This is a genomic window from Corallococcus macrosporus DSM 14697 (assembly GCF_002305895.1).
GTDB lineage: Bacteria > Myxococcota > Myxococcia > Myxococcales > Myxococcaceae > Myxococcus > Myxococcus macrosporus.
In genome coordinates this window covers 5,932,854-5,943,241 of the sequence record NZ_CP022203.1, presented here as the reverse complement: position 1 = coordinate 5,943,241, position 10,388 = coordinate 5,932,854, and the positions used below count along the sequence as shown (strand labels likewise).

General features: G+C 70.3%; 9 protein-coding genes. 5 read left to right on the top strand and 4 right to left on the bottom strand.

The annotated features are described in order from the left end of the window. Positions 1-33 precede the first annotated feature (33 nt). Positions 34-2,628 carry a LamG domain-containing protein gene (locus MYMAC_RS23790; protein WP_095959748.1) on the bottom strand — a complete coding sequence of 865 codons (2,595 nt, stop codon included), beginning with the start codon at positions 2,626-2,628 and terminating at the stop codon, positions 34-36. 327 nt (positions 2,629-2,955) lie between these two features. Here MYMAC_RS23790 and MYMAC_RS23785 point away from each other — a divergent pair, with 327 nt between their 5' ends. From MYMAC_RS23785 to MYMAC_RS23765, 5 genes are all read left to right on the top strand, one after another. Further along, positions 2,956-3,966, top strand: coding sequence for a sulfate ABC transporter substrate-binding protein (locus MYMAC_RS23785; RefSeq protein WP_095959747.1), 1,011 nt, complete (start codon positions 2,956-2,958; stop codon positions 3,964-3,966). 10 nt (positions 3,967-3,976) lie between these two features. Beyond that, positions 3,977-4,819 carry a sulfate ABC transporter permease subunit CysT gene (gene cysT / locus MYMAC_RS23780; protein ID WP_095959746.1) on the top strand — a complete coding sequence of 281 codons (843 nt, stop codon included), beginning with the start codon at positions 3,977-3,979 and terminating at the stop codon, positions 4,817-4,819. Positions 4,820-4,824: 5 nt separating this feature from the next. Next, positions 4,825-5,673 (top strand): sulfate ABC transporter permease subunit CysW, encoded by an 849-nt coding sequence (gene cysW, locus MYMAC_RS23775; RefSeq protein WP_043713548.1) that lies wholly within the window; start codon positions 4,825-4,827, stop codon positions 5,671-5,673. Next, positions 5,670-6,737: a sulfate/molybdate ABC transporter ATP-binding protein gene (locus MYMAC_RS23770; RefSeq protein ID WP_095959745.1), complete on the top strand. Its 1,068-nt coding sequence runs from the start codon at positions 5,670-5,672 to the stop codon at positions 6,735-6,737. The genes cysW and MYMAC_RS23770 overlap by 4 nt, the downstream gene beginning before the upstream one ends. A gap of 95 nt (positions 6,738-6,832) precedes the next feature. Further along, positions 6,833-8,197: a glycoside hydrolase family 16 protein gene (locus tag MYMAC_RS23765; RefSeq protein WP_095959744.1), complete on the top strand. Its 1,365-nt coding sequence runs from the start codon at positions 6,833-6,835 to the stop codon at positions 8,195-8,197. 22 nt (positions 8,198-8,219) lie between these two features. Here MYMAC_RS23765 and MYMAC_RS23760 read toward each other — a convergent pair whose 3' ends face one another. The 3 genes from MYMAC_RS23760 to MYMAC_RS23750 all read right to left on the bottom strand — a co-directional run bounded on the left by MYMAC_RS23760 (position 8,220) and on the right by MYMAC_RS23750 (position 10,385). Next, a complete protein-coding gene (locus tag MYMAC_RS23760; RefSeq protein ID WP_095959743.1) occupies positions 8,220-8,771 on the bottom strand; it encodes a peroxiredoxin family protein in 552 nt (183 codons plus the stop codon). Positions 8,772-8,834: 63 nt separating this feature from the next. Then, complete coding sequence (locus tag MYMAC_RS23755; protein WP_013941378.1) at positions 8,835-9,200, bottom strand: HPF/RaiA family ribosome-associated protein; 366 nt, start codon at positions 9,198-9,200, stop codon at positions 8,835-8,837. Positions 9,201-9,350: 150 nt separating this feature from the next. Next, a complete protein-coding gene (locus MYMAC_RS23750; protein WP_095959742.1) occupies positions 9,351-10,385 on the bottom strand; it encodes a hypothetical protein in 1,035 nt (344 codons plus the stop codon). Positions 10,386-10,388: the final 3 nt, after the last annotated feature.

Here is a 10,388-nt window from a genome sequence, read left to right as displayed (position 1 = left end):
TCGCGGGGCCGGCTGTCCAGTCCGGCGGATTTGTCAGGGGTTGAAGCGCCAGGGCACCGTCGCGGCGGGGTGGAAGCAGTGCACCTCCGCCGTCGTGCTCGACGGGACTTCCTGGACGACGCCCGCGCCATAGCCGCGCTGCTGGCACCAGGCGCTGAACTCCAGCCGGGCCGCGGCGGAGGTCAGGTTGCCCGAGGTGGCCGCGGGCCCCAGTTGCGCGCGGGGGACGTTCTGGATGAGGCCCGCGTTGAAGCAGGCCACCCAGGGCCGCGTGGTGAGCTCGAAGAGCTGGCCCGAGGTCCAGCCCCGCTCGCCGCACCAGCGCTTCGCGGCCGCGCTGCAGTGGGTGGACTGCGCGGCCCGGTCATCCGAGCAGCCGCTGTGCTTGCGCGCGAGCTCCTCGAAGGTGACGGCCAGGCTCTCATGCTGGATGGGGCCACAGGCCACGTTCACCGTGTTGGCATCCGCGCTCGCGGGCACGCCCATGAGCGAGATGGGCGGCCGGTTGCCGACGAGCTGCTGAATCGTCTCCAGGAGGTTGCGCGTGGTGTCGAGCGCGTGGGTGGCTCCGCGCTGCGCGCAGACGCGGTGCATGGACACGGTGCACGCCGTGGTGCCCAGGGCCTGCTGGCTGTCGCAGTCCGGGTGTTGCTGGCTCATGCCGAACTGGCCCTCGGTGGGGTCTCCCTGGATGGCGGCTTCCTTGCAGTTCGCGCCGTGCGAGGACATGCAGACGGTCCGGTTCGAGCGCGCGTTGCTGAACAGCCGGACCTCGTCGATGGCGCCCTGGAAGGAGCCTTCGCCGTTGGCGGGGCAGGCCTGCGAGTCCAGCGTCACGCCCGCGCCCACGGACAGCGTGCCCGTGCCCAGGCGCATCGTGCCCGGCGCGACGGGGAGCGCGCGCCCGGTGGACACGCCGTTGACGTACTCGTGGAAGGCGCCGGTGACGCCGTCCCACGTATAGGCCAGGTGCGTCCAGACGCCGCGGGGGAGGGCGGGGCCGCGGCCCAGGCGCACGCGCTGGCCGTTGATGACGAACGAGGCCTGGACGGTGTGGTCGGACTCGTAGATGAGGTCCAGCCCGCCGGGCTTCTGCAGGAGGTAACGGTAGGGGTTGCCCGTGCAGCCCTGGTTGATGGCCGCGTCAGGGCGCACGGCGAGCTGCACGGAGAAGCCGCGCACGAAGCCGCCCACGCCGGGGACGGTGCCGCTTGCGTCCGTGAGGTTCACCGTGAGCGCGCCGCCCCCCGGCAGCACCAGCGCCTTGCCCTTGCCGTGGGGCTCCCAGAGCGAGCCCGAGGGCGGCTGGGTCGTCGCGTTGTCGGCGGAGATGCTCGCGGTGCCCGTCACGGTCCCCGTGAAGAAGTGGCCCGACAGGTCCGGCGTCTTCGTCAAATCATAGTTGCCGGCCCGGTTGACCAATTCATTCATGGGCAGGAAGAGCACCTGGAAGGGGCTGGTCAAATCACCGACGTCGACCTCGTTGTAGTCCTGGGTGTTGCTGCCGAAGAGCGGGAACACGTCGTGCGTCTTGGTGGCGGGGAGGTAGTGGTCCTCGTTGCTGGCGCCGGGCGGCAAGTTCTGGGACGGGTGCCGCTCCTGCTCCAGGTTCCACATGGGGCTGGAGTAGAAGAGGTGCGCCAGGTCACTGCGGTCCGTGTTGATGGCGCCGTCGATGTGGTACGCGGTGAAGTTCGTGTCCGCGCCCATCAGGCTGACGGCCTCGCGCCGGGCGCCGTCCGTGTAGCGCACCGCCGTGTAGAGGACGTTGCGGCCCTCGTGGTCCACCCAGGCGTAGGCGCCACGGATGAGCGTGCTCGCGGTGGCGGTGTTGCCGAAGGCTTCACCCGTGGCGGCCTTCAGCGGCTGCCACGCCAGGGGGTAGCGCTTCAGGTCCGGGTTCGGGTCATTGAACAGCATCGACAGCGGGCGCGGGTCGCTCCAGCCCGAGGCCGCGCAGGGCGTCGGGTTGTACGAATACATGAGGTAGTCGATGGTGCCGTTGTTCTGCGGACCGCCCTGGTAGACGAAGAGGCGGCCATCGGACGTCATCGACGGCTCGATGCCCCGGAGGCTCGCGCCGCTGACGGTGGTGAGCGGCTCCAGGTTGCCGGTGGTGAACGACGAGACGTCCGCCTGCACGGTGAAGGGCTGCGACACACGGACTTCAATGGGCCGGCGCCGGAAGACGTTGGGGCCGTTGTACATCCGCGAGTCAAAGACGAAGGGCGTGTACACGGCCAGCCCCCCGGACAGCGTGTACGGCGCCGCGGGGTTGGGGAAGCAGAAGGTCAGCGCGTTCTCTCCGTTGCGCACGAAGGTGCTGCGGCCCGCGGAGAAGGTGCCCGCGAAGTTGGGCTTCCCCTCGCTGTCGTAGGTGAGCGCCTCCGGGCGGAACACCCGCGCCTGCCACGTCGTCTGGTCGTTGGCGTGGTCCTCGCGCACGTTGCCGATGAAGAGGCGGCCGTCCAACGTGGAGGCGTGGCCGTTGGCGCCGTAGACGTTGGTGATGCGGGTGTTGACCAGGGACGGCCGCTCCGCCGCGGCGGCTTCCACGGACGACATCAACGGGAGTGTCAGCAGCGGCGCCGCGAGGAACGCGAGCGCGGAACGGGCATGAGGGGGCATGGGGCTCCTGGGGGAGGGAGTGAGGAAATCATGATATTCAAGTTTTGCTGTGAGGGCGTGTAGGGGCCGGGTGGCTGCGTTGACAGCCACGCGGGGGCCGGGGCATCGTGTGGGGACTGATGACGCGCTCGACCCACCAGACGTGTTGCTGCTGTCCGGCATCCGCGGTGGGCGTCCGTCCGCCAGTGGCCTGAGCGCCCTGGCTGAGTTGTTTCCGGAAAGCCCACTGCCCGCGAGGGAGTGGGCTTTTGACTTTCTCGCGTGGCCCCCTGTTTCACCCCGAGGTCCCGCATGGAAGGTCACGCGCTGTTGCGCGCCAGGAACTGGATGCCGTTGGCCCTGCTGCTGTCCGTGGCGGGCTGTTCGCGCGCCTCCGGTGAGGCGTCATCCGACGGAGCGCTGACGCTGCTCAACGTCTCGTATGACCCCACGCGGGGGCTCTACGAGGACCTCAACGCCGCCTTCGCGAAGCGCTGGGCGGACACCCACGGCCAGCGGGTGTCCATCCAGCAGTCCCACGGCGGCTCCGGCAAGCAGGCCCGGTCCGTCATCGAAGGGCTTCGGGCGGACGTGGTGACGCTGGCGCTCGCGTACGACGTGGACATGCTGCACGAGAAGGCGCGGCTCGTCCCGGCGGACTGGCAGGCACGGCTGCCCCACGACAGCGCGCCGTACACGTCCACCATCGTCTTCGTGGTGCGCCAGGGCAACCCGAAGGCCATCCGCGACTGGGATGACCTGGTGCGCGAGGACGTCACCGTCATCACCCCGAACCCGAAGACCTCGGGCGGCGCGCGGTGGAACTACCTGGCCGCGTGGGGACAGGCGCTCCGCCGCGAGGGCGGCAGCGAGGCGCGGGCCCAGGCGTACATGGAGAAGCTGTTCCGCAACGTGCCCGTGCTCGACTCGGGCGCGCGAGGCGCCACCACCACCTTCGCGGAGCGTGGCCTGGGGGACGTGCTCCTCGCGTGGGAGAACGAGGCCTTCCTCCTCACCCGCGAGGTGGAGGAGGCCCGGTTCGAAGTCGTCATGCCCTCGGTGAGCATCCTCGCCGAGCCGCCCGTCGCGGTGGTGGACCACAACGTGGACCGCAAGGGCACGCGCGCCGCGGCGGAGGCATACCTGGCGTACCTCTATTCGGAGGAGGGCCAGGAGATTGCCGCGCGGCATCACTTCCGGCCGCGCTCGGAGACGGTGGCCGCGAAGCACGCGGCCCGCTTCCCCGCCCTGAAGCGCCTCACCCTGGCGGAGGTCGCGGGCGACTGGCGGCGGGCGCAGGCCACGCACTTCGCCGACGGTGGCGTCTTCGACCGCATCTACGCGCCTCGCGCGGACTGAGGCCCCAGCCATGTCACGCTCTTCTCGCCACCGGGTGCTCCCGGGGTTCCGGCTGTCGCTGGGCTTCAGCTGGTTCTCCCTGGGCCTCATCGTCCTCATCCCGCTCACCAGCCTCTTCCTTCGGACCTTCTCGCTGAGCTGGGAGGAGTTCTGGGGCACCGTGACGACGCCGCGCGCGCTGGCCGCGTACCGGCTCAGCTTCGGGGCGTCGCTGGCCGCGGCCCTGGCCAACGTCGTCTTCGGCCTGCTGGTGGCCTGGGTGCTGGTGCGCTACCGCTTCCCCGGCCGTGACGTGCTGGAGTCCCTGGTGGACCTGCCCTTCGCGCTGCCCACCGCCGTGGCGGGCCTCACGCTCACGACGCTGTTCTCCGCGAAGGGCTGGTACGGCCAGCACCTGGAGGCGCTGGGCATCAAGGTGGCCTACACGTCCGTGGGCGTGGCCATCGCGCTGACGTTCATCGGGCTGCCCTTCGTGGTGCGCACCGTGCAACCCGTGCTGGAGGAAATCGACGTGGACGTGGAGGAGGCCGCGGCCACGCTGGGCGCGTCGCCGTGGCAGACGTTCCGGCGCGTCCTCCTCCCCGCGCTCTTCCCGGCGCTGCTCAGCGGCTTCACGCTCGCCTTCGCGCGGGCCCTGGGAGAGTACGGCTCCGTGGTCTTCATCTCCGGCAACATGCCGCTGCGCACGGAGATTGTGCCGCTGCTCATCATCACCCGGCTGGAGCAGTACGACTACGCGGGCGCGACGGCCATCGCCATCGTCATGCTGGGGTCGTCGTTCTCGTTGTTGCTGGCCGTCAACCTGCTCCATCGCTGGAGCCAACGCCGGCTGGAAGCCCGTCCGGGAGCGTGAGCGCCATGCCTCCATCCACCCTGGTCGTGCGCCGGCGTGCGCGCGGGCTGAGCGGCCCGGCGTTCGTCCGCTGGGGCCTCATTGGCGCGGCGGTGTTGCTGCTGGGCGTCTTCCTCATCGTCCCACTGGTGGCCGTCTTCACCTTCGCCTTCCAGAAGGGCTGGGAGGCCTATGTCGCCGCGCTGACGCACCCGGCGTCGCTGGCGGCCATGCGGCTGACGCTGCTGGCCGCGGCCATCGCCGTGCCCTTCAACCTCGTCTTCGGGTTGGCGGCGTCGTGGCTCATCGCGCGGTTCCAGTTCCGGGGGCGCTCGTTGTTGATGACGCTCATCGACCTGCCCTTCAGCGTGTCTCCCGTCATCGCGGGCCTCATCTTCGTGCTGCTCTTCGGCCGGCAGGGGTGGCTGGGGCCGTGGCTGCTGGAGCATGACGTGCGCGTCATCTTCGCCGTGCCCGGCATCGTCCTGGCCACGGTGTTCGTCACCTTCCCCTTCGTCGCGCGCGAGGTGCTGCCGGTGATGGAGGCCCAGGGCAGTGACGAGGAGGAGGCGGCGTTGACGCTGGGCGCGAGCGGCTGGCGCACCTTCCTGCGCGTCACGTTGCCGAAGGTGAAGTGGGGCGTGTTGTACGGCGTCATCCTGTGCAACGCCCGCGCGATGGGCGAGTTCGGCGCCGTGTCCGTGGTGTCCGGCCACGTGCGCGGCGTGACGACCACGCTGCCGCTGCACGCGGAGATTCTCTACAACGAGTACGACCTGGCCGGCGCGTTCGCGGTGGCGTCGCTGCTGACGCTGCTCGCGCTCGTGACGTTGGTGGTGAAGAAGTTCGTGGAGTGGAGGAGTCAGCCGTCATGAGCATCGTCGTCGAGCAGCTCGCCCGCCGGTTCAGTCCAGGCGGAAGCCCCGCCGTCTCCGGGGTGTCCTTCCAGGCGCCCGCGGGCGCCATCACCTCGCTGCTGGGGCCCTCCGGCGCCGGCAAGTCCACGCTGCTGCGGCTCATCGCGGGGTTGGAGGTTCCCGACGAAGGCCGGGTCCTCATCGACGGCGTGGACTGTACCCACATGCCCGTGCAGCAGCGCGGCGTGGGCGTCGTCTTCCAGAGCTACGCGCTCTTCAAGCACCTCACGGTGCGGCAGAACGTGGCCTTCGGGCTGGAGATACGCCGCATGCCCAGGGCCGCGCGCGAGGCCCGCGTGGACGAGATGCTCCGCATGGTGCAACTGGAGCACCTGGGCGGCCGCCATCCCGGGCAGCTCTCCGGTGGGCAGCGGCAGCGCGTGGCGTTCGCACGCGCCCTGGCCATCCAGCCCCGCGTGCTGCTGCTGGACGAGCCCTTTGGCGCGCTGGACACGCGGGTTCGCGAGGAGCTGCGGGAGTGGCTCCATGACCTGCATGCGCGCACGCGGTTGACGACGCTGCTGGTGACGCACGACCAGCAGGAGGCCCTGGAGGTTTCCCAGCACGTGGTGGTGCTGGGGGAAGGGCGCGTGGCGCAGGCGGGCTCGCCGGCGGACATCTACGACAGGCCCGCGTCTCCCTTCGTCGCCTCGTTCATCGGCGGCGCCAGCGTGCTGCGCGGCCACGTCCAGGCGGGAAGGGCGGCCATGGGCGCGCTGTCCATGGCCGCGCCCGCCGCCGCGCGCGAGGGCGAGCCGGTGCAGGCCTTTGTCCGCCCCCATGACATCAAGCTGGAGAAGGCGCTGGCCGGCGCGGCGAGCGCGTCCACGGCCACCGGGCGCGTCGAGCGGCTCAAGCCCATTGGCGGCTACGTGAAGGTGTTCCTCCGGCTCCCCAGTGGGGACGAAGTCACGGTGGAGGTGCCTCGCTCCGAGTTCGACGCGCTGGGCGTGGCGGAGGGCGACTCCGTCCACGCCGACGTCCGGAGCGCCACCGTCTTCCTGGGGGACTACTCCATCTAGGCGTGAATTCTTGAAAATCTTATATTTCAGTGAAATCCGTTTGACGTGAGGGAGGGGGCGGCTATGTCCCAGGGGGAACCCCCCTGGAGTGAGACATGCACAGACGAGCCGCGTTGCGTTCGATGCTGGTGGTCGCGAGCAGCCTGACGTTGCTGGGTGGCTGTTCTCCCGAGTCCGAGTCCGCCGAGCCGGGAGCCGTTCCCCTGGTGAGTCAGGAGCAGGGGGAGCGGGCCTATGACCCGGGCGCGGGCTGGAACCTGGCGTGGCAGGACGACTTCAACGGCAGCAGCCTCAACGGCGCCCACTGGACGGTGCTGACGAGCAACTTCGACCCCGTCACCGGCAACTGCAACTTCGGCACGGGCGAGCTGGAGTACCCCCGCGCGCAGAACGTCACCGTCGCGGGCGGCAAGCTCATCCTCACCGCGCAGCGGACGTCGGACGCGCCCATGGACTCGCGCTGCACGGGGTATGGGCCGCGCTCGTACTACTCGGGCCGCATCCACTCGAAGGGCAAGGTGGAGCGCCGCTACGGCAAGCTGGTGGCCAGCATCAAGGTCCCCTCCGGCTGGGGCATGTGGCCCGCGTTCTGGACGCTGGGCGCCAACATCTCCAACGTCGGTTGGCCCCGGAGCGGTGAAATCGACATCCTCGAGTGGCACGCCAACGAGGCCTCGTGGATGAAGTCCGCCGCGCACTATTTCGCCAATGGCGCGCAGCAGAGCTGGGGCACCGGCGCCAACCGCGGCTACAGCGTCGCGGACGCCTTCCACACCTACGAGGTGGAGTGGACGGCGAACCAGATGATCTTCCGCCTGGACGGGCAGATTCAGGGCAACGTCTTCAACCACAACGAGCCGGCCTTCCAGCAGAACCACTACATCCTCCTCAACCTCGCCCTGGGCGGGAACTGGTACGGCCACCCGCACCCGGACCAGATTGGGCTGCCCTGGGGGCAGACGAAGACGATGGAGGTGGAGTGGGTGCGCTGGTACGACCGGGGCACCACGACGCCCACGGCGCTCACCAACCCCAGCTTTGAAAATGGCATGACGGGCTGGGCCACCTGGAGCCCCAACGGCACGGAGGCCGCGGACTTCAGCGAGACGCACGGCGGAGCCCGCACGGGCGCCTACCACCTGACGCACTGGACCAACAACACCCCCTTCGAGGTGTGGACCTACCAGCCGAAGTCCGGCCTGCCGTCGGGCAACTACCGGGTCCGTGCGTGGGTGCGGAAGAGCGGGGCCTTCGACGTCGCGCGCCTCCAGGCCAAGACGTGCGGCGAGTGCGCGCCCGTCTTCACCAACCTGGGCAACTACGGCAACTGGACGCTGGTGGAGACGCCGGCCATCAGCGTCACGGGCGGCTACCTGGAGCTGGGCTTCCACACCCGCGCCACGGCGGGCAACTCCGCCAACTTCATCCACATGGATGACGTGCAGCTCATCCGCCTCTAATTAGGCGCGGCGTGAGCCAGGGCTACAACAACAGCCGCCAGGACAGGCCGGCCAGGGTGGTGTAGCCCACCGCCGCGCGCTCCACGCGGCCCTCCTTGGACAGGAAGAACACGGTGGGGAAGGTGTTGACGCGGAAGGCGGACTGGATGGCGTCGTCCCCGAGGAGCACCGGGTAGTCCACCGCGTGCTCCCGGACGAAGCGGCGCACCGCCTCCTCGTCGTCGTAGGCCACCGCGACGGACACCACGTGCGCGGAGTCCCCGGCGAGCCTGCGCAACTGGGAGAGGTTGGAGGACTCCGCGCCGCAGACGCCGCACCAGGGGGCCCAGAAGGCCAGCACCACCGGCTTGCCTCGGAGCGAGTCCAGCCGCACGGTGTCGCCCGCCAGCGTCTGATAGCTGAAGTCGGGGGCCGGCGTTCCCGCGCCAGGAAGGTTCCGGGCCTGCCACGCCGCCACCGCTGAGAGCAGCAGGGCGAACACCACCAGGTCCACGCCCCACCGCACCCACCACCGCTCACGGGCGCGTCCCCAGGCGGCCTTCAACCTCGCGAACGCGCTGGCACCGCCCTCCATGTGCTTCCTCCTGCTTCGAACAGGCGGCGGCCGCCCGGGGTGGGCGGCCGTGCCCGCGTCACATCATGTCAGGCCGGCGGCCTCGTCGGGCTGCCAGGCCGCGTCACGCAGCCGGGCGCCGTCCTGCCGCTGCGCGCGCCCCACCGCGCGGGTGACGGCGTTGCTGGCGCGCTCCAACGTCCGGTCGATGGCCGCCAGCAGGTTCGTATCCGAGGACTCGATGGCCAGCTCCCGCCCGTGCTCCAGCCGGAGCGCCACGCGGCACACCTGGTCCACGCCCCCCTTGGGGCCGTTGGCATCCTCCAGCCGGACGACCACGTCCCTCACCCTGTCGGACAGCCGGTCCAGGGCGAAGCGCACGCGGCGCTCGGTGTAGGTTCGAAGGGTCTCTGTGAGGGGGATGTTCCGGGCTCGGATTTCGACTCGCATCCAGGACGCTCCTTCCGGGGCCCACCATGGGCCCACGCCCCTATCTCTGTCGTCGTGACGCATTTGCCGCAAATAGGAAAAGCCCCCGTGAGCACTTCGGAAAACCGAAGGTTCACGGGGGCCGCGGGCGGGGCCCTGACGTTCCTGGATTTACGGGCCGCTGGAGGTCGCGGGAGGGGCCTTCGGCTTGCTGGCGGCCTCCGAGGCGGGGGCCTCCGAGGGCGCCTTCTTCGGGGGCAGGGCCCAGATGGGCGGCTCTGGCACCGGGCGGGCGCCGATGCGCACCTGCTGCTCCACCATGCGGGACCACAGTGACGCCTTGTTGCCCACCAGGGCGTTGTCGGCCAGCTCCAGCGAGCGCGTGTCCTGGGCGCGGCGGTAGAGGCGCGGGGCCACGTCCGGCTGCGCCGGGTCCGAGTCGCTCACCTGCACCTGCTCCTGCACGCTGATGCCCTCCTCCGCGAAGGTGAGGGTGGACGTCAGCTCGAACCTGCGGCGCAGGCCGTTGGGCAGCTCGAACGTCAGCTCGCGCGACAGCGGGAACCACGCGGCCCCCAGGCACGCGCGGTTCGCGTTGGAGACGGACTCGCTGAAGAAGCGGTTGGTGCGCAGCGGCATGATGCGCGCGTGCCGGCGGCAGACCTCCTCATCCCCGGTGGTGCAGGCGTCGCCCTCCGCCACCAGGATGTGCGTGCCGCGCACCTTCTCCAGCCGCAGCTTCGTGTTCTTCGCCATGGCGCGCAGCGAGCCCAGGGCCTCCACGCGGAAGCCCTGCTCGGTGGTCTCCACCAGGGCCACCGGGCCCAGGGCCTCGCCGTTGGTGAAGCGCCGCGTCTGCACCCACACGAGCCGCTGTCCGGCCTGGAGCGTCTCCAGGACGAGGTCCTCCTCGGAGAGCTTCTCCGCCGGAGGCAGGGGCTGGGCGTCCGGGCCGGCCTCCACGCACTCGTCCGCGGCCGGGTCCTGCCACCACACCGGGGCGCCGGCGCAGTCCACGGTGGGGCGTGGGTTGGCGCCGGAGTCCTTGTCGTAGCCATGCAGCAGCAGCGCGAACCAGGTGTCCGGCGTGGGGAAGGAGCGCGCGTTGGGCCCCGCCTCGGCGAAGCACATGGACGGCTTGGGCACGGTGGCGCAGCCGGCCAGCAGGGACAGCGCGACGGCGGAGGCCTGAAGCGTTCGTTTCATGGG

Excerpts from the sequence above, each read along its gene's own strand:
- MYMAC_RS23790 (WP_095959748.1), bottom strand. The coding sequence starts at position 2,628 with ATGCCCCCTCATGCCCGTTCCGCGCTCGCGTTCCTCGCGGCGCCGCTG.
- MYMAC_RS23785 (WP_095959747.1), top strand. The coding sequence starts at position 2,956 with ATGCCGTTGGCCCTGCTGCTGTCCGTGGCGGGCTGTTCGCGCGCCTCC.
- cysT (WP_095959746.1), top strand. The coding sequence starts at position 3,977 with ATGTCACGCTCTTCTCGCCACCGGGTGCTCCCGGGGTTCCGGCTGTCG.
- cysW (WP_043713548.1), top strand. The coding sequence starts at position 4,825 with ATGCCTCCATCCACCCTGGTCGTGCGCCGGCGTGCGCGCGGGCTGAGC.
- MYMAC_RS23770 (WP_095959745.1), top strand. The coding sequence starts at position 5,670 with ATGAGCATCGTCGTCGAGCAGCTCGCCCGCCGGTTCAGTCCAGGCGGA.
- MYMAC_RS23765 (WP_095959744.1), top strand. The coding sequence starts at position 6,833 with ATGCACAGACGAGCCGCGTTGCGTTCGATGCTGGTGGTCGCGAGCAGC.
- MYMAC_RS23760 (WP_095959743.1), bottom strand. The coding sequence starts at position 8,771 with ATGGAGGGCGGTGCCAGCGCGTTCGCGAGGTTGAAGGCCGCCTGGGGA.
- MYMAC_RS23755 (WP_013941378.1), bottom strand. The coding sequence starts at position 9,200 with ATGCGAGTCGAAATCCGAGCCCGGAACATCCCCCTCACAGAGACCCTT.
- MYMAC_RS23750 (WP_095959742.1), bottom strand. The coding sequence starts at position 10,385 with ATGAAACGAACGCTTCAGGCCTCCGCCGTCGCGCTGTCCCTGCTGGCC.